The organism is Pseudoalteromonas sp. OOF1S-7 (assembly GCF_022347765.1).
Classification (GTDB): domain Bacteria; phylum Pseudomonadota; class Gammaproteobacteria; order Enterobacterales; family Alteromonadaceae; genus Pseudoalteromonas.
In genome coordinates this window covers 458,916-478,325 of record NZ_JAKRFZ010000001.1, presented here as the reverse complement: position 1 = coordinate 478,325, position 19,410 = coordinate 458,916, and the positions used below count along the sequence as shown (strand labels likewise).

17 protein-coding genes are annotated in these 19,410 nt (G+C 47.6%); 12 read left to right on the top strand and 5 right to left on the bottom strand.

Going from position 1 to position 19,410, the window contains the following annotated elements:
* Positions 1-177 precede the first annotated feature (177 nt).
* The 6 genes from MHN33_RS02170 to tyrA all read left to right on the top strand — a co-directional run bounded on the left by MHN33_RS02170 (position 178) and on the right by tyrA (position 5,794).
* Positions 178-2,268: a TonB-dependent hemoglobin/transferrin/lactoferrin family receptor gene (locus MHN33_RS02170; RefSeq protein ID WP_239394132.1), complete on the top strand. Its 2,091-nt coding sequence runs from the start codon at positions 178-180 to the stop codon at positions 2,266-2,268.
* 274 nt (positions 2,269-2,542) lie between these two features.
* Positions 2,543-2,791, top strand: coding sequence for a 30S ribosomal protein S16 (gene rpsP / locus MHN33_RS02165; RefSeq protein ID WP_010382415.1), 249 nt, complete (start codon positions 2,543-2,545; stop codon positions 2,789-2,791).
* A gap of 17 nt (positions 2,792-2,808) precedes the next feature.
* Complete coding sequence (gene rimM / locus MHN33_RS02160; RefSeq protein ID WP_046006658.1) at positions 2,809-3,342, top strand: ribosome maturation factor RimM; 534 nt, start codon at positions 2,809-2,811, stop codon at positions 3,340-3,342.
* A complete protein-coding gene (gene trmD, locus MHN33_RS02155) occupies positions 3,342-4,106 on the top strand; it encodes a tRNA (guanosine(37)-N1)-methyltransferase TrmD (RefSeq protein WP_239394130.1) in 765 nt (254 codons plus the stop codon). Before rimM ends, trmD begins: the two co-directional genes overlap by 1 nt.
* 33 nt (positions 4,107-4,139) lie before the next feature.
* A complete protein-coding gene (gene rplS / locus MHN33_RS02150) occupies positions 4,140-4,499 on the top strand; it encodes a 50S ribosomal protein L19 (RefSeq protein ID WP_058795922.1) in 360 nt (119 codons plus the stop codon).
* 161 nt (positions 4,500-4,660) lie between these two features.
* Entirely contained in the window at positions 4,661-5,794 is a 1,134-nt protein-coding gene (gene tyrA, locus MHN33_RS02145; protein WP_239394113.1) for a bifunctional chorismate mutase/prephenate dehydrogenase, read from the top strand.
* Between the two features lie 40 nt (positions 5,795-5,834).
* Here tyrA and MHN33_RS02140 read toward each other — a convergent pair whose 3' ends face one another.
* The gene (locus tag MHN33_RS02140; protein ID WP_239394103.1) at positions 5,835-6,989 is read right to left on the bottom strand and encodes a chorismate mutase; all 1,155 of its coding nucleotides are present in this window, start codon (positions 6,987-6,989) and stop codon (positions 5,835-5,837) included.
* 317 nt (positions 6,990-7,306) lie between these two features.
* Here MHN33_RS02140 and MHN33_RS02135 point away from each other — a divergent pair, with 317 nt between their 5' ends.
* Positions 7,307-10,300 carry an EAL domain-containing protein gene (locus MHN33_RS02135; RefSeq protein ID WP_239394093.1) on the top strand — a complete coding sequence of 998 codons (2,994 nt, stop codon included), beginning with the start codon at positions 7,307-7,309 and terminating at the stop codon, positions 10,298-10,300.
* A 41-nt stretch (positions 10,301-10,341) separates the two neighbouring features.
* Here the strand turns inward: MHN33_RS02135 and yciH are convergent, their stop codons facing one another.
* Positions 10,342-10,671, bottom strand: coding sequence for a stress response translation initiation inhibitor YciH (gene yciH / locus MHN33_RS02130; RefSeq protein WP_239394082.1), 330 nt, complete (start codon positions 10,669-10,671; stop codon positions 10,342-10,344).
* Positions 10,672-10,816: 145 nt separating this feature from the next.
* Between yciH and MHN33_RS02125 the strand changes: the two genes are divergently transcribed.
* The 4 genes from MHN33_RS02125 to MHN33_RS02110 all read left to right on the top strand — a co-directional run bounded on the left by MHN33_RS02125 (position 10,817) and on the right by MHN33_RS02110 (position 14,850).
* Entirely contained in the window at positions 10,817-11,122 is a 306-nt protein-coding gene (locus MHN33_RS02125; RefSeq protein WP_239394066.1) for an STAS domain-containing protein, read from the top strand.
* 18 nt (positions 11,123-11,140) lie between these two features.
* A complete protein-coding gene (locus tag MHN33_RS02120; protein WP_239394064.1) occupies positions 11,141-12,787 on the top strand; it encodes a fused response regulator/phosphatase in 1,647 nt (548 codons plus the stop codon).
* 104 nt (positions 12,788-12,891) lie between these two features.
* Positions 12,892-13,551, top strand: coding sequence for a GAF domain-containing protein (locus MHN33_RS02115; RefSeq protein WP_239394062.1), 660 nt, complete (start codon positions 12,892-12,894; stop codon positions 13,549-13,551).
* Positions 13,552-13,656: 105 nt separating this feature from the next.
* Positions 13,657-14,850, top strand: a complete 1,194-nt coding sequence (locus MHN33_RS02110; protein WP_239394051.1) for an amino acid aminotransferase — start codon at positions 13,657-13,659, stop codon at positions 14,848-14,850.
* 68 nt (positions 14,851-14,918) lie between these two features.
* Here MHN33_RS02110 and MHN33_RS02105 read toward each other — a convergent pair whose 3' ends face one another.
* The gene (locus MHN33_RS02105; protein ID WP_239394042.1) at positions 14,919-15,230 is read right to left on the bottom strand and encodes a YebG family protein; all 312 of its coding nucleotides are present in this window, start codon (positions 15,228-15,230) and stop codon (positions 14,919-14,921) included.
* Between the two features lie 377 nt (positions 15,231-15,607).
* Between MHN33_RS02105 and MHN33_RS02100 the strand changes: the two genes are divergently transcribed.
* Entirely contained in the window at positions 15,608-15,901 is a 294-nt protein-coding gene (locus tag MHN33_RS02100) for a ComEA family DNA-binding protein (protein WP_239394032.1), read from the top strand.
* 58 nt (positions 15,902-15,959) lie between these two features.
* On the opposite strand, the gene MHN33_RS02095 is transcribed toward MHN33_RS02100, so the two are convergent.
* Both MHN33_RS02095 and MHN33_RS02090 read right to left on the bottom strand, forming a co-directional pair.
* A complete protein-coding gene (locus MHN33_RS02095; protein ID WP_239394023.1) occupies positions 15,960-16,868 on the bottom strand; it encodes a hypothetical protein in 909 nt (302 codons plus the stop codon).
* A 9-nt stretch (positions 16,869-16,877) separates the two neighbouring features.
* Positions 16,878-19,229, bottom strand: coding sequence for a TonB-dependent receptor (locus MHN33_RS02090; RefSeq protein ID WP_239394021.1), 2,352 nt, complete (start codon positions 19,227-19,229; stop codon positions 16,878-16,880).
* Positions 19,230-19,410: the final 181 nt, after the last annotated feature.

Below are 19,410 nucleotides of genomic sequence, written 5' to 3'. Positions count from 1 at the left end.
TCCGTCAAAACAGTCAGCCTGATAGCGCGGCCCCGGTCTGGTGATGATTCTACGTAATGGGAATAGATAAATCTACATAAATATAAAAATGCAAACCATTATCATTTGCAAATGAGTTTTAGGAACATTATAGTGCTCAGCAAAATAGTTCTGTTTAATTCCCGAATGAGGTTTCTAATGACTTTAAAGCACAGCAGTATTGCGCTTGGTGTAGTAGCGGCACTTTTTGGTGCGACCGATGTGAAGGCCGATGAATTTGAAAAGTCGGCAGACGTGATTGTGGTCAGTGCTTCACGGGTCGAGCAGAAGCTGTCGGATGTCGCTGGCAGCGTCAGTGTGGTGACCGAGCAGGCTCTGGAGCAGGAAGTCAGTATCGACCTGGCCTCGGCATTTCGTTATCAAACCGGGATTACCACACAGGGCAGCGCGGGTAATGCACAGGCGATCACTGTGCGCGGCATTGGCGGTAACCGGGTTGTGTATATTAAAGATGGTCGTCGACTCAATGATGCCTACGAAGGTGGTCAGGGCTTGTTAATCGGCCGTGGTTATCTGGACTTAGAGGGTGTCAGGCAAATCGAAGTCGCGAAGGGGGCTGCATCTTCACTTTATGGCTCTGATGCACTCGGCGGTATCGTCGTGATAGCCACTAAATCGCCGTCTGATTATCTGGCGGATGCTGCCAGCTATGCGCACCTCAGCGCCGGTTATCACGGTGCCAGTGATGAGCAAAGTCTCAGCGGCGTGTTTGCAAAGCGCCTTGGCGAGCATGCTGCATCGGTCCAGTTAACGCGCCGAGATGGCGGCCAGACACAGAATTATGATGAAACCTTGCCTGAGGCGGACTACACCTCTACGGCTGCGGTACTCAAAGGTGAGCTGACCCTGGGGGCGCAGTCCAGCCTGCTAACCACTTTAGATTATTACACGCAGGAAACCGAGCAGGTACTGGCAGCTCAGAGCCACGAAACAAAGGAAGAAAACGACAGCCTGTCAGTGTCTGTACTCTATAATAGCAGCGCGGCAACCACCTTGTACGATAATCTGGAGGCCCAGGTATACTTCAGCGATTACGAGCAGCGCAGCGACCAAACTCGTGCAGGTGCTGACCGCTCAGGCCCTTACGTTGATACCAATGACTATCGCTTTGAGCAGCAGATTGTCGGTACCAGATTGGTATTGGACAAACAGTTAACCGTTGGCGATGTCGCGCACCAACTCGTGTATGGGGCTGATTTCGACCAATATGACACGCAACGCCCGCGTTATAAGTCACGGCGCAACCTGCAAGGCACATTGGTTAAAGATCATGAGCCACAAAAAGCGTTCCCCGGCGCGGATACAAGGCTGATTGGACTATTTGTCCAGGATAACGTGACGCTGCTGCCCGATACCTTGAGCGTAAATGCAGGCTTGCGACTGGACAGTTATCAGATGGACCCTAAGCAAAGTGCGTTGTACACCGACGGGGTCTTTGAAAAAATTGATGCAACGGCTTTGTCGCCTAAACTGGGCGTGGTATACAGCTTGTCCCAGAATCTCAGCCTGGTGGGTCAGTATGCCCGTGGGTTTAAGATCCCGCCCCACGATCAGGCTTATCAAAGCCACGGTGTTGAGCCTTTCTACCAGATCATCCCAAATTCAGACCTGGATCCGGAATACAGTGACAGCATAGAGCTGGGCTTAAAAGGCAATTTCGATAGTAGTCAGTTCTCCCTTGCCGTATTCCATTCGACTTTTGATGACTTTATTGCCAACCAGCTGGTACGCACTGAGCCGACCTTTATTCCCAATGTCAGCAAACAGGTGTTTCAGTACCAGAATATTGAAGAAGTAAAAATCAAAGGGGTTGAAGCCAATATGACCCTGTGGCTGAGCGACCAGCTTGCTATCGACAGTGGCCTGACCTACCTGCATGGTAAAAATTCACAGACCGATGACTACATAGAATCGTTGAGCCCGCTTAATGGCTTTGTTAAAGCGCGTTATGAATCTGAGCAGTGGTCGCTGACAACGGCGTTGCGTGCTGCCAGTCATATGGACAAAGTCCCCTCTGATACTGCAATTAAAACCGCTGGCTGGGCCACGGTTGATGTGTTTGCAGATTATCAGTGGCACAGCTGGCAACTCAATGTGGGGGTCTTTAATTTGCTGGATAAGGAATACGTCAATTACGAGCGGGTTGCTGGCAGTGCTGCCGACACCAGCTTGTCTCAATATACAATGCCGGGACGCTATCTGGCGGCCAAAGTTAAAATCACCTTCTAGTCAGCACAGTTAAAGTAACACTGTATATAAAGAAGGGTGTCTGTTTTGCGGCCCTTCTTTTATACTTATGCCCTCAGATGCGATGACCCAGGCTGGTCATCGCATTGACACAATTTAGGCGTCATCTTTTGTCAATTACCGAGCATCTTCATCATTTGGTAATAAAATGGATTTCACACTTGCAATGCGTGAAAAAAGACGTACAATTCCCCAGCTTCCCAAAGTGGGAAGCAAATCTTATTAATGAAAACAGTCAATCTATGTAGAGGACGGTATGGTAACTATTCGTTTGCAACGTGGCGGCGCTAAAAAGCGTCCATTCTATCAAATCGTGGTTGCGGATAGCCGTTTCTCGCGTGACGGTCGTTTCATCGAGAAAGTAGGTTTCTTTAACCCAATCGCTGCTGGTCAAGAAGAAAAACTTCGTCTAGACCTTGCCCGTGTTGATCACTGGGTAGGTCAGGGCGCTGGTCTTTCAGATCGCGTAGCGAAACTGGTTAAAGACGCTCGTAAAGCGGCTTAATAGGCGTAAGTGTAACCATGAGTCAAGAAAAAACCTCGACAATCGTTGTTGGTAAACTTGGTGCTCCTTATGGCATCAAAGGTTGGCTTAAGGTGCATTCATTTACTGATGATCCCCAAGGGATCTTCGATTTCAGCCCATGGTTGATAGGTCAACAAGGTAAATGGCAAACCCTTGAAGTGAGTGACTGGCGTCGTCACAGCAAGGGCTTTATCGCCAAGTTTGCGAACATCAACGACAGAGACGAAGCAATGGCACTGACCAATGCAGAAATCTCAGTAGATGTAGAGCAGCTCCCTGAATTACCAGAAGGGGAGTTTTATTGGCGAGATCTCATCGGTATGACAGTCGTTACGACAAAAGGGTATAACCTGGGTCATGTTGATGACTTGATGGAGACAGGATCAAATGACGTTTTGGTTGTGAAAGCAAACAAAAAAGATGCATTTGGTCAGTCTGAGCGCTTAATTCCATTCCTGACAGATTCTGTTGTGATTGAGGTTAAGCACGAAGAACGAGAAATTACTGTAGACTGGGATCCGGCGTTTTAATGAGTGAACAGCAAAAACTATGGGTTGGGGTGATCTCACTCTTTCCTGAAATGTTTGACGCGGTAACTCAGCAAGGTGTCACCGGTCGGGCCGTGAAAAACGGACTGATCGACTTTCACTGCTGGAATCCGAGAGACTATGCACTGGATAAGCACAGAACCGTTGACGACCGACCTTATGGTGGTGGTCCGGGCATGCTGATGATGGTCGAGCCTCTCAAGCAAGCCATTCTTGATGCCAAACAGGCAGCAGGAGCCGGCGCTAAAGTAATTTATATGTCTCCACAAGGGCGGAAGTTAGATCAACAAGGTGCGGCCGAACTGGCTCAATCCGAAAAGTTGATTTTAGTCGCTGGTCGCTACGAAGGTATAGACGAGCGGATCATCGAGTCGTATGTCGACGAAGAATGGTCCATCGGGGATTTTATTTTAAGTGGGGGTGAACTACCCGCTATGACATTGATCGACGCTGTCGCGCGATTGGTGCCAGGTGTGTTAGGCCACAACCAGTCTGCAGAACAAGATTCGTTCTCAGACGGCTTATTAGATTGTCCACACTATACTCGGCCAGAAACGTTGGATGGAAAACAGGTGCCTGCTGTATTACTCAGTGGAAACCACCAAGCGATAGCCGAGTGGCGCTTAAAGCAGTCACTGGGTAGAACTTGGTTACGCCGTCCAGACTTGTTGCGTAACCTAGCTCTGACTGAGGAGCAAGTACGTTTGCTTGCTGAATTTCAGCAAGAACATGAAGCTTGTGGCTAGAAGACAGTTACTCCTAGGAATGTGAGAAATAAAATGGCAAAAGTAAACCAAAATATTATTAAAGCGCTTGAAGAAGAGCAGCTTAAAAAAGACGTACCTGCGTTCGGCGCTGGTGACACAGTTGTTGTTCAGGTTCGCGTTAAAGAAGGTGACAAAGAGCGTCTACAGGCCTTTGAAGGTGTTGTAATCGCTAAGCGTAATCGTGGTCTTCACTCTGCATTCACAGTTCGTAAAATCTCGAACGGTGAAGGTGTAGAGCGTGTATTCCAAACGCACAGCCCTCTTATCAGCAGCATTGCAGTGAAGCGTCGTGGTGCAGTTCGCCGCGCGAAACTTTACTATCTGCGTGAGCGTTCTGGTAAGTCTGCACGTATTAAAGAAAAACTTAACTAATACGTCGCATTTACCAATGCTTAAAAACGGGCCACTCCTTGAGTGGCCCGTTTTGGTTTTCATGGTCTATAATTCCAATCCGCTTTCTTATCCTATTCCTTCCTGTTAGACTGGGTGTATCTTTTGGTTTACTGAAGTAAATAATAGTTTACACTATGGGAATGAGTCAAACATCTGAACTCGCTTTGCTCCGGGAGAAAATTGACGCCTGTGACAGCGCGTTGGTCGATCTGCTGGCGCAGCGCCGAGAGCTTACCGAGCAGGTCGGTAAAATCAAACAAGCCACCGGGGCGCCTTTACATGTGCCACAACGTGAAGCCAGCCTGATCGAAGCCCGGCGAGCACAAGCTGAGCAAAAAGGCGTGAATCCGGATCTGGTCGAAGACATATTGCGCCGTATGATGCGCGAGGCTTATGAAAATCAGCAAAGTGAACTGGCGTGCGCAGCGCCGCACTTATCGCCAGTGGTGATAGTGGGTGGTGCAGGAGCGATGGGCCAGCTTTTTGCCCGCCAGCTTCAACGCTCAGGGTACGAAGTGCGTGTGCTCGATAAAGCGCAACAGGCGGAGCAAACAAGTATCCTTGCTGATGCCAAACTGGTGTTGTTGAGCGTGCCTATAAATGCCATGGAGCAAGTGATCAGTAAGCTGCCTGAGCTGCCTGAGGGTTGCGTGCTGGCCGATATCACCTCGGTCAAACAAGCGCCATTACAGGCCATGATGAACAAGCATGCAGGCCCAGTTGTTGGCTTGCATCCCATGTTTGGTCCGGATATTTCTCACTGGGTGAAACAGACCGTAGTCGTGTGTGATGGCCGAGGTGAGCAGATGTATCAGGGGCTGCTTGAGCAATTGCAGATCTGGGGCTGTCATCTGGCAAACATGGCGGCGAAAAAGCACGATCAGGCCATGCAGATCATCCAGGTCATGCGCCATCTCACGACCTTTGTATATGGTCAGTTTTTGGCCCGTCAATGTCATACGCTGGAAGAGTTGAGGAGCTGCTCATCGCCCATTTACCAGCTTGAGCTGATGATGGTTGGGCGTTTATTTGCACAATCTGGAGAACTCTACACTGATATTATGCTCGCACAATTTGATGAGGTTGAAGGGCTACTTGCGAGTTATCAGGATACCTTTGAGCAGACTCTTAATCGCTTGCAGTCGGGTGATAAAGCAGCATTGATGGCGGCGTTTGAAGAGGCCAAAAGCTATTTTTCGGATAGTGCTCAAACCTTTCTACGACAAAGCCGGGGGCTGCTTAATAAGGCCAATGATGCGAAGGTCATTTCTTAGTTTGTGAAGACTGAGCGAGGTGTACCTCGCTCTTGTAAGCTTATACCACTTCCACGGCCTGCAAAGATTCGCTTTGATAGCAGCCCAGAATACGTACATACTGAGTGTGCTCCTTCAGAGATTCAAGGGCACTTTGTACGCGTTTATCCGCAATATTAGCCTGCAGGTCAACATAAAACACTTCTTCCCAGGGGTTACCCGGCACAGGGCGTGATTCCAGTTTGGTCATATTGATACTGTGCTCTTTGAATACCATCAGAGCATCAGCAAGAGAGCCGACTTTTTGCTTGGTCGCCATGATCAGGCTGGTTTTAGTCGGGATCTGAGTAGAAACTTGAAGCGGCTGGCGTGCGACGACAATAAAGCGGCTATGGTTTTCCGCCTGGTTAGCCAGACCACTTTTCAGTACTTCCAGGCCGAATTCTTTACCAGCTTGTGCTGAGCCAATCGCCGCACTGTTCGGCGTATCTGCCGCCAGTTTTAATGCGCTGGACGTGGAGTCGCAGGTTTCTTGTGTCAGGTCGCCAAGCCCTTCCAGAAAGCGGCTGCATTGTGCGAATGGTTGGTGATGGGCAAAAATTTTACTGATGTCTTTGAGTGTAGAGCCTTCTTTTGCCAGCAAACAGTGCTCTACACTGTGCGTAACTTCGCCGACAATAGAAACCTGTGCGTGCTGGAGTAAATCAAAGACTTCATTGATACTACCTGAGCTGGTGTTTTCAATTGGTAAAATCCCATAGTCTGCCTGGCCTTTTTCCACGGACTGGGTAATATCGGAAAATGTCTGACACCCCAGCTCAACCAGAGTGCCTGGACGGCGACTGAAATACTTGTGACAGGCAAGCTGGCTATACGACCCCTGTCCGCCGAGATAAGCGACTTTGTGGGTATCGTTCAAAGACCCCGGATTCAAGCTCTTTTGCAACAGTGCCTGCTGATTTAATACCGAATCTTCAAGGACCACCTGAAAAACATTATTGATATAGAAAGGATCCAGGCCCAGCGACTTACCGTAACTGATCAGCTTTTCCAGCAGTGCCAGCTCCCGAGCCTCATCTCGGATCGGTTTGTTGTTGGTGATTTTATATTCTAAAACGCTGTGACTCAGTCTGCGACGTTTCGCCAGCAGGATCAGCAGCTCAGAATCAATTTCATTGATGTCCTTGCGCAGGGCATCCAAAGTATCTTGTGTCATAGGTCCTCATTCCCATTGTGCCAAAAAAAAAGCCTCCCGGTGTGGGAGGCTTAGCTATCTGAACTTTTACACGCAAACAGTTAAGCCTCTTCACCTAAAGAAGCTAAAAAAGAAAAAATAGTTGCGTGTCGTTAAAGTCATAAATCTGTCTTTATTTTGGTGCTAAATCTAATTAACGCTATTATTAGCACAGATCATTTAAATTATACAAGCTTGAATTTAGACATATCTGGCAAAGTGTTTGGCGAGGTTCTCTATGATCTGGTATATTCTGCGCACTTGTCATGAAAAAACTATAACTAGCTAAAAGGTTTATCGTGGGCTATCGACGACCTGTGTCTCGCTTTGGTTTTAACTCGCTCAGTGTCAAACTTTCGCTGCTCACTGCCGCTGTTTGTTTGGTTGCCGGGGCAATTGCTGCTGCCTTATTACTGAAAGCCGAAGAAAAGCAGCTGGTTTATGAAGAGTTTCATGAACTGAAAGTGCAAAGTGAACAAACCTTGATGCATTTTTCTGAGTTTCTGACCTTAAAGAAAAAGCTCGCTCAACAAGCCAATATGGTGGTAAGTCGCGCTTTGTTTGCAGAGCAACCTTTGTACAATTCTCCATCACATTCGGTACAGCTAAACCACACCGACGAGCGGATTAATAGCATCGCTGCAAACGGGATTTCGGCGGCCTACCTGCCAGCCAAAAATCTGAACGAACAAACTCAGACTTTGTTAACCGAATCTGAATATGTGTGGAATTCTCTCTCTCCGCTACTGTTGCAGGACTTTTTCAATTTCTATCTTTATACCACTGACGACTTTGTGCGGATTTCACCACCAAACTCATTGCTGGTAGATGGCAAGGGCGGCAGTCATTTCAGTACCCATGCTTTACCCCTGCTGCGCGAAGAGCTTAATCCGACTCGTCAGGCGCTTTGGTCTGGGATCCACTACGATGAGGTCTGGAGCAAATGGGTTGTCAGTGTGCTTGTCCCGTTGTATGTCGACGATACATATCAGGGCTTTACCGGCAGCGATCTGGAGCTGGACGTAGTGCTGCAACGGCTACCGCAAGCCAGCGAGAAATTGGCGTACATTGTGTTTGACAAGCAAGGGCGAATTTTATCAGCGCCCAACATGGGTATTCTTGCCCATAGTAATGAGTTGGCGGACAAGACATCGTTACCTGCGGCCTTTGAGGAAATGGTTGACAGTACCTTGCGGGTTAATCTTCCCAGTTTACAAAGTGAATTCGGGTATAAGCAGGAGTCGTACCTGGCGAATGTCGTTCATCTGACAGAGCTGGACTGGTATGTCGGGTATTATAAAAAACGAGATACGGCGTTGTTTGCGCTCAATGAGCTGAAGTGGAAATTCTCGGGCTTGTTTATTATTTACGGCTTGTTCGTTTCCTTGCTGTTGCATCAGGTTATATATCATTTGATCCTTAAGCGAATCAATCACTCTGTGGATGCCCTGATCTCATTTGGCAAAGGCCAGCTTGACCATCCCGCATTGCCAGACGCGAATGATGAATTGGGCGTACTGAATGCCTCTATCAATGATATGAGTGGCGAAACGCGCAAACTGATCCATGGTCTCAATACCCGGGTATCTGAAAAAGAATCAGCACAAAAGCAGGCGAATCGACTTGGCAAGGCTGTTGAGTTTTCCGGGACTGGGGTGCTGATCACCAACGACAGGTTTAAAATAGAGTATGTGAACCCGAAAATGCTGGAAATGACTGGCTACAATGAGGCACATTTTATAGGTTCTCCTTTGCTGGGCATAGTTTCAAAAGAAATGGCCATCATCATTGATGACATTGATTTTGATCTGCGCAGTCGCAATTACTGGCGGGGTGACACACTGTTGCAAGGTGTTTCGAATGAGCAGATCTGGGTGAGCCTCAGTATTTCCCCCATCCGTGAAGAAAGTGGACGGATTTCCAGTTACGTTGCATCTGCGCAGGACATTTCCTTTGTAAAAGAAAGCCAGCGCAAAATGGAGGAACTGGCTTATTTTGACACTTTGACCGGATTGGCCAATCGCACCTTTTTTCGCATGCAGCTACGCAAGTCGATGGCTCTGGCTGAGCGAGGACATTACGCCTTCGCGCTTTTCTACTTTGACCTTGATGAGTTCAAGCGGATCAATGATACGCTGGGCCATGATGCTGGTGACCGATTACTGGTTGAAGTGGCAGACAGACTAAAGCAGCGGCTACGTGCAGAAGACACCATCGCGCGTCTGGGTGGCGATGAGTTTGCCGTGTTGCTTAGTGGTATCGAGAGTCGGGAAAATGCCATGGATGTGGCCTACACAATTCAGCGCACACTGGCAAAGCCCATTCGTCTTGGTAATAACGAGGTGATTGTCAGCGCCAGTATTGGTATTACCCTGGCACCGTTTGATAGCAAAGAAGAAGAGCAGCTACTGAAGCATGCTGACCTGGCGATGTACGAAGCCAAAGCAAAAGGGCGAAATACCTTTCACTTTTATTCTCAGGAGCTGGATGCCGCTGCAAATGAGCGTCTGTATATTGAAAATGAACTTCGTCAGGCCATCAAAGAAGGACAGTTTAGCCTGCGTTATCAGCCTCAGATAGACAGCACCACAGAGCAGGTTGTTGGCTATGAGGCACTGGTGCGCTGGTATCACCCTGAAAAAGGCTTTATTGCGCCAACTAAGTTTATTCCTATCGCTGAGGCGACCGGCATGATAGTTGAACTGGGTGCCTGGGTATTGCGCGAAGCCTGCCAGTTCTCCGCCCGGTTGCGCCGCAGTGGACGGGCTGCGGATATCTCGGTCAACTTGTCGGCTCGTCAGTTTAAAGATGTTGAGCTAATCGAACATATTGCTACGACGCTAAAAGAAACCGGCCTGTCTCCCCAGATGCTCCATTTAGAGTTGACAGAGAGCATGTTGATGGGGGATGTTGAAGCCGCAATAGAGCAACTACTGGAAATGAAGAAGCTGGGTGTATCCTTATCTATAGACGACTTTGGCACAGGTTATTCGTCACTGAGCTATCTCAAGCGCTTTCCGGTTGATGTTTTGAAAGTGGACCGCTCTTTTGTTAAGGATATCCCTGAGGATTCTAATGACATGGAGATCACCGCGGCAATTATCGCGATGGCACAAAAGCTGAGTATGAAAGTGATTGCAGAAGGGGTTGAAACCCAGGAACAAGTGGCATTTTTACAAAGAAATAACTGCTTTATTGTGCAAGGTTACTACTATAGTGCTCCTCTGACGGAGCATGAAATTTTAATGCAAAGCCAGCATCCGGATATAGGGCAGGGCAAGCAGGCCAATTAAACCGGCTTGCGGGTCCGCCCAATCAGCTCCCGTATCGCCAATTAGCCACCGGCGATTTTAACTTTGAAGCCCTGTGCTTCCAGGAGCGTTTTTAGTTTGCTGCGGTCATCACCCTGGATTTCGATTACGTTATCTTTGAGTGCGCCGCCCTGACCCATTTTACTTTTCAGGGTTTTTGCCAGTTTTTTCAGATCATGCTCATTCGGGTCTATACCCACAACCAGCATGACACCTTTTCCCTTGCGACCCTTTGTCTGTCGCTCAATACGCACTGCGCCGTCTTTAAACAATTTTGCTGCTGGCTCCGGCTCGGTTTCGGTGGGTTTGATTCGGCCAGACTCGGTGGAGTACACCAAACGACTCTCTGACATTTTGACTCTCCTGTTTAAAACTCAATATCGTTATGGTAACAAAAAGCGTTTTGAAGCGAGATAATTTTTTGGCTAATTCCCGGTATCGGTTTATATTTAAAACAACATCATGGATACCAAAATTCAACCAAAGTAGGAGCTTGCGATGAGCCTGAGCAAAAATGCTTCATCGGACGGAAAAACTTTAACGATACAAATCAAAGGAAAGTTTGATTTTAACCTGGTCCAGTCTTTTCGTCAGGCCTATGCCGAAGTAGGCAACCAAACGGAAAAAGTGGTTGTTGATCTGCGTGACACAGACTACATGGACAGTTCCGCATTAGGTATGTTACTCAACATGAAGAAAACCCTGGGCGACTCTGTCTCTAGCATTCAGATCAGTAATTGCAGGCCTCAACTGAAGAAAATTTTACAGATTTCACGCTTCGATAAAAAGTTCGATATTGACTAGTTCACGAGGGACTCGTGTATGTTAATTTTGGTTGTGGATGACCAGCCACTCAATTGTCGATTATTACAAACCATGCTTGAGCACCAACACTATGATGTGCTGGTGGCTAACAATGGGCAGGAAGCTCTGGACTTGCTCCAACAACACAATGTTGACATTGTGTTGTTGGATGTGATGATGCCAGTCATGGATGGTTTTGAAACCGCACCCAAAATTAAAGAACATGCCGGCGACGTATATTTACCAGTGATATTTATCACCGCTTTGGAAGACCACGCCAGTTTTGAGAAGTGCCTCCATGTAGGAGGGGATGACTTTATACACAAACCCTTTGACCGGATCGTACTGTCTGCAAAAATCCGGGCACATGCCCGCACGCGAAAGCTCAGTAAAGAAGCTCACGAGCAAAAAAAACAGCTTGAATATCACTATAACCAGATAGAACGTGAACACGAAATCGTTGAACATATTTTTCGTAATGCTTTGTCTGGGCAGCAGGACTTTACGGAACTGTGTGACTACCATTTATCCCCGGCTTCAATGTTTAACGGGGACATGTTTCTGATGGCAAAAAGTCCCATTGGCGGCTTTTATTGTTTGTTGGGAGATTTCACCGGACACGGCCTGGCGGCGGCGGTCGGCGCGCTACCTGCATCGAAAATTTTTTATACTATGGTGCAAAAAGGCATGGCGGTGAATGACATTGCTGCTGAGTTAAACAGCTCACTGAACACTTTACTTCCTGGGCACATGTTTTGTGCCGCCGCCATTATAGAGATCAGTAGTTCTGGGCGAAACCTGTCAGCCTGGCTCGGAGGCTTTCCCGACATCTATCTGATAGACAGTCAGGGGCAGGTACTCAAAACCATTGAGTCTCAGCATATGTCTTTGGGGATCCTTGATGAGGATGAGTTCGAACGCAATACTTTGCATTTTGAAGTTGAGGTGGGCACACGTATTGTGATGGCAACGGATGGCATTATTGAAAGTGAAGCGCTCGACGGAGAGCTGTTCGGTGAACAACGCCTGATAGATGTGCTGAGCTGTAAGGTTGATATTGCGACTAAAGACATTATCCAGCAAGTGCGTGAATACAGTGGGCACAAAGAACAGCAGGATGATTTAAGCATCGCGATCATTAACTGCCTGCCCGATAACTCCAGTGAAGCGCTGCCTCCTGAGTATTCTACTTTGCCGTTTAACATTAGTATTTCGCTCAATGCTCAGCAGATGCGTCATACAGATCCGGTGCTTGAATTGGTGGATATTTTGTCTAAGGTTGAAGGTTTGCATGCACATAGGTCAAATGTCTTCCTGTTGCTTTCGGAGGCATACAATAATTCACTGGACCATGGTGTTTTAGGGTTAAAGTCGGATTTAAAGAATCAGGATGATGGCTTTATTGAGTATTACCATCAACGGGCTCGTGCACTGGAAAACCTCAAGGATGCTCTGATCATCATTAATGTACGCTTTTGCCCGGAAGAGTTTTGCCTTGTTTTCAATATTTGCGATTCGGGCAATGGGTTTGACCAAAGCTCAACGGCATTACATCAGTCGCAACAAGAGCATGGCAGGGGAGTTGAATTACTTTCTGAAATTGCACAGAGTGTCACATATAACCGTGTTGGAAACGAGGTTGAACTGGTTTACTCAATAAGGTGAACGGGTTTCATTCCTTGCCAAAAATAAAATATTCTCATAACACGCTGGCATCGCCTGTCTGTCCATGATAGATTTGACGGATATTTAGATGTTTGGATGGCTAAATGATTTCTACCTACCTTTCTCATTGCAACTTATCTATCAGCGAATCTGCTGTAGCGGCTCAACTAACAGAGCTGGATGCTTACCTTGACACTCATCGCTTTGATGCCAGATGGTCATACCAAATCCCGGAGCTGGGAGAAGGCGGGAGCTGTAGTTTGTTCGGCCACTTGCAGGATGCGCCTTTTTTACTGACGGATTATGTCTGTCAAAACAGCGAATGTGAACATCAATTATCGCGTCTGCAGACTATTGCTGAGTATGTCAAATCCTCTACGGGGGTGGACTGGTTCGGTATTTATCAGGCGCGTCCGGCTGATGGTATTCAGCAATTGCTGAAGTTGGCCTATTACGGTGCACCAAGTCGACCATTATTCCCGATTACTGATGCATTCGCTGCGACTTCAAACAATATTCAAACTTATCTGTCTGAACAGGCACGCGTGATCAACAATATCCCAGACTATGTGGCCAAGGGGGGGGAATATTATACTTGTGATCCGAAAGTGCAGTCTGAGGTTTGTCTGCCACTGTTGGACCGCCAGGGACAGTGTTTTGGGATCATAGATGCAGAAGCTTTTGAGCAAGAGTGTTTTGATGAATACAAGCTGGCAGTTTTAGTTGCCGCTTGTATTCGCACGATTGAGTATCTTCCAAGTTAAGCAGGCTCGTCTTCACGACAACTTATGTTAATATGAGCTCAGAGTTAACCCCGTGACAAACGAAGTCGAACACCTCGTTTACGTTAATTAGGAAAAGAGATAACCATGTTTTCAGAACTAAAACCACTTCCGACGGATCCAATCCTGGGCCTGATGGCTGCCTATAAAAAAGATACTAACCCGAATAAGATTGACCTAGGGGTTGGAGTGTATAAAGACGAGCAGGGTCATACCCCGGTTCTGAAGGCGGTAAAAAAGGCTGAGGCGTTTCGCCTGGAGAATGAAACAACTAAATCTTACATTGGTTTAGCGGGTAACCTGGATTATTGCGACAAGATGGAAAAGCTTTTGCTGGGTAATGAGCATCCTGCTTTGTTGGCTAATCGGATCAGAACTGCCCAGGCTCCGGGTGGCACCGGCGCATTGCGCGTTGCGGCTGAATTTATCAAGCGTTGCAATACAGACGCGACCGTATGGGTAACGACACCGACCTGGGCAAACCACATCAGTTTGTTTGAAGCGGCTGGCCTGACAGTTAAAGAATACCCTTACTACGACTACGAGAACAAAGGCTTGTTGTTCGATGAGATGATCGAAGCACTGAAGCAAGTACCAAAAGGCGATATTGTATTGCTTCACGCATGTTGTCATAACCCAAGCGGTATGGACCTAAATGCAGAGCAATGGCAAATTGTTGCTGAGCTTGCGAAGGACGTAGGCTTTACACCGCTTATCGATATTGCCTATCAGGGATTCGGTAGTGGTCTGGAAGAGGATGCACAAGGTCTGCGCCTACTGGCTTCAACCGTTGACGAAATGTTGATTTGTTCTTCATGTTCAAAGAATTTTGGCCTGTATCGTGAGCGTATCGGTGCGTGTTCATTCATTGCGAAGGAAGCGGCTGTGGCTGATGTTGCCAATTCAGTGTTACTGAGTGTTGTGCGCAGCATTTACTCGATGCCACCTGCACACGGTGCGGACATTGTGAATACTATTCTGGGCAGTGAAGAGCTAACCCAAGAGTGGCATCAGGAGCTGGCAGAGATGCGTGACCGTATCAATGGCCTGCGCAGCCTGCTTAAAGACAACCTGAATGCGAAAGGTACATCACAGGACTTCTCTTTCATCGAGCGTCAGAACGGCATGTTCTCGTTCCTGGGCATAAACAAAGCGCAAATTGACAGATTACGTGAGGAATACTCAATTTATATTGTTGGCTCCAGCCGCGTAAATGTTGCGGGTGTAAGCAAAGACAATATTGATTACTTTGCAGATGCCGTTGCGACTGTTTTGAAATAAACGCCTTAATATTAAAAAAGCCAGCTTCTTCATAGAAGCTGGCTTTTTTGTATATATGGTTATAGACACTAGGCCTGTTTGATTGCCGTGACCTTATCGTCACCACCTTTCTTGCTGGTGGGTTTTTCCTCAGAGTCTTTTTTGGTTGACACTTTACCCCCTTTCAGAATGGCCATAAAGTCGTCTTTTTGTTTGGCAATCTCCAGTGCGAGCGATTCAACCTGTTGCTCACTGAGTGGGACGTCTACTTTTTCTAACATGCCTTCGAGCGCTTCTGCAACATCCAGCATTTTATCATAAGCATCCGCCTCTTTTTTGCTGGTAAACGTCATACGCTCTACTCCATTTCTTTCTACCACATACTTTACGATAACCGCCATGATCACTCTCCACGAACACTGTTTTTATATACAGTAACTTGTCTTGTCAATAATTACAACCGATAAAGCGCTATTATGTGCCAATACTGCCGAGTCGACTTAGTGCAGAAGAGGGTTATTGCAGCATGTAGTAACCGTCTAACTATTCTTTTCTCATAAAAACAAACATATATCTGTTCTGTCTTCACTGCAAAGATATCGCTGGTCTGGCTCTAGCACAAGTCGCAGAAATAAGCATAACAACACAAGATGAAAAATAAGCAACTAAAAAAGATGACATAATTTTGACATATTTACTGTCATTTACTTTATTTTAACTGCGTATGCATCATTACGCATACATTTAGACATGGACACTTTATCTGAGGGATCTGATCATGAATATTAAAACTCTTCTAGCTACATTGGCATTGTCTGCGGCACTTCCTGCTCTGGCTCAGCCTGAACCAATAGCCACTGCAGCCCGGCAAGTCGCTGATGCAGTGGTAAATGTAAACCGTGCCAGTGCTGAAGAACTGACTCGTTTACCAGGCATCGGCATGAAAAAAGCGCAGGCCATTGTGCGGTCCCGCGAGGAGGCTGGCAACTTTCAGGATATGGATGCTTTATTGCGGGTCAACGGAATAGGTGTGAACATTCTTGCCAAACTCAAAGGCAGGGTAACATTTTAGCGTTGTGCCAGTTTAGTCTGGTCATCTCCAGGAGCAGCTCAGGCTGCTCTTTTTATTGTCATTCCTTGTACATTTCCTGACTGTTTTGCAGAGCTTCATTAGTCTGTTGCTCGAGTTGCTTTTTGAAGTAAGCACGTTCTGATTCAGGTAAATAGCGAAGATGCAGGTCATAAAACGGCTCAGTGTGATATAAGTGGCGCAAAGCGGCATTAACCACTTTCAGAAATTGTCGGGTTTCGGGAGTATCGGAGCAGGCGATGTGGCCAAGAACAAATGACGGGTTATGCGCAATTTCAAGGCTATGTACTTGCTCCAGCGTCAGTGTGTTTGCATAACGCTGTATTGTTGTCGGATAAGTTAGAATAAAGCTCACCCGCCCCCGTTCGAACATGGTGATGGTGGCCTGGTAGCTGTCGCCACCTGGACGCCTGATCAGCTGTGCTTCATCGATGTTGGCTAGCTGGGTATCCAAATAGTCGCCATAGGAGCGCTGTGCCTCAGTGAGTAAAGTTGTTCTGGGATGAGCCTTGAGCAGTGCATTGAGATCTGTCAGTTGTCCTTGTGCATTGAGAAAGGGGGACAACTCAATATTTAATGGCAAAAAGTACAACCTGTGGCTGGGGTAGAGGTGCACAGGTAAGCTAAATAAATACAGTCTCGACCGCTGGCGTGTTTTGATCCGATTCAGGGCGCAATATGGCATGTTGCTTTGCAGTAACTGATCAATTCGGGTACCCGGTGCGAGCAGTAAAGGCGGGCGGGAAAACGCCGGGTTGGTTTGGGAGATATAGGTAAATACCAGGTTATTGGAGTCTGTCGAGATATCCAGAGCCTGAGCCGAAAACACCATCCTGATGTCCAGAGGATCATCACTAAGCAGCTGGAGCTGAGCACGCGCTGAAAATGATATCCAGGTGTGTAAGACCACTAAAGTCATGAGTAGAAAAGGTTTAACGATTGTCATCATAGTACATCTTTAAAACTGATACGACAGGGATATACCCCACTCTCGGGGTGGTGCCAGATAATGCTCTGCCACACCAAAGACTTCGGTAAAGTCATTGCCACCGATCAGCACACGTTTATCTGTGAGGTTGCGAACAAATAAGGCAACTTCCAGCTGATCTGTGATGGCGTGGCTGATACGTGCATTCACTAAGGCAAAACTCCCTTGTGCACCAAGTTCAGTATTAAACACGTCATTATATGTTTTGCTGCGAAAACCCCAGTTAAGTCCAATCCTGACTGGGTGTCGCATCACACCCTGCCAGTGATACCTAAGTCCCAATGCCGCGGTCCAGCGCGGCGAGCGCATTACTGTGCTGTCCCTTGTTACTTGTGTGGCTGTACCAACGGAATCAAACTGTGCATCGGTGTAAGACAGATTACCTGACAAATGCCAGTCGTGTACAGGCAGCGCTTCAAAGCTGGCCTCAACTCCTCGAATGCTGGTTTCTCCAACATTGTCGATAAAAATCTCGAGGCCGGCTTCAGTCGACTGGCCACCGCGTAATTGCATAGCCTTATGCTGCATATCAAAGGCCGCTAAGCTAAGCTGAAGGGTGTCTGCCAGTAATTTGGTTTTGTAGCCCAGTTCATAGGCAGTCAGATACTCAGGGTCAAAAGGCTGTGCTGAGGTTGGTGAATTAGGTATGCCGTTAAAGCCGCCGGATTTAAAGCCCCGAGAGGCACTCAGATAGATAAAGTGCTTGTCACTAAAGTGGTACTCTATTCCGCCTTGCGGAGAGAAAACCCGCCAACTGCGTTCAATAGGTCCACCATTTTTTTGTCCCTGTGTATTGTGTGTTCTGTCGATCAAAATCACACCGGCATTGTCGGCATCACTTTGCACCTGTTGCATTTTGTTTTCGAATGTCAGTCGCCCACCCAGGTGAAATGCCCAATGGTGTGTTAGCGCGTATTTGACATGGGTGAACACGGCAGTGCTTTGAATGTCCACCTGGTTATCAAAGCCACTATCAATATCCAGTCCAATATTCAGGGGGTTACCGGGCCCACCCACACTTGTTGGATCATCCAGTTGCGAGCCATCAAGAGGACCTGGGACACTTTCCAGTGCCCGGAACAGTCCACCAATAAAGACCAGATCGGTTAGATGTTTAATGTGTTCATCAAAGTGGAATAAGCCGACCAACCAACTGAGTTGATCGTCCAGGGCACTGCCGCTGATATTAAGCTCCTGACTGAACTGGAACTGGCGTTGAAAGTCCTGAGTGTCGCCAATGACGGCCGGGTTATTATCAAAGTCGCGTCCATAAGTTGCGTCAAATTCCCGGTAGGCGCTCAGTGATTTAAACAGCCATTGTTGGGGCGTTTGCCATTCGACTGAGAGCAAAATGCCGGATTGATCCAGCGTGTTAAAGTTAGTACCCAGCGAAGCACTCTGATGCGTGTCACCAAAGAATTGGAGCGGCGGGTAAGGGTCTGCAATACCACTTTGCGTGACCAGGTCATTGTAGAGTACCAGCAGATCAGCCTGATCGTTCTTTGCGGCAAGAATAGACGGCGCGGACCCAGAGTTGATCCGACGCTGGTCCAATGACAATTGCGCGGTTAGTTGTGGGCTGACCTGATACCGGAATTTGGCACTTGCCGCCCACTCATCCTGGCCACCTTCAAACTCGCCGTTGGCACGCCTGACAAAGCCATCGCGGTTGAGGTGCGTGAAGGTAAAGCGGCTGCTGAGCGAATCGCTGAGCGCAACGTTCGCACGCAATCGGGCATCCCGGCGCTCAAAAGCGCCCAGCGTGATTTCTCCATCTGCAAAAGTGTCAGAGACGGGGTCGTGTGTGTACACCGTCACAGCGCCACCTATGGTATTTTTACCAAAAATAGCCCCTTGCGGGCCCCGTAGTATTTCAACCTGGCGTATATCGTATAAATCAAAAATCCCCCCCGCTGAGCGGGCGTAGTAAACCCCATCCAGGTAGAGGCCCACACTCGGGTCGACGGTGGGCAGCGGATCAACCTGGCCGATACCACGAATGGTGATGTTCGCGCAGTGTGTACAACCAGAATTTTCACCGACTGTGGTGACATCAATATTAGGAATAAAATATGCGGCCTCAAGCAAAGTAGTGACGCTGCGCTCGCGCAGAAACTGTTCAGACATTACTGAAATTGAAACGGGAATGGCGAGTGCATCTTCTTTGACCTTACGTGCCTCAACGGTGACTTCCATTAACTCGTCGAGGGATAAAGCGAATACATCATTGTCACCGTCTGGCGTTGTGTGGGCATCGGACCCTGCATTAAACAATACACAACTTGCACATAAGCAGGCGATACAAGGGAGTCTTTTTTTCATTGAGTACCCTAACGATGGCGATTATTCCAACTCCCTGGAGGAACAAGCAGCTCAGGTGACCCAAGATGAGGGCCACTGACATTGAGTATAGCAGCAATATGACAGCTCGCAGGCTGGTTGGTCAAACTCAGTTGAGTAAGAACTTCTAATAGAAGTGCTCAGCAAATATCAAAGGCGCGAT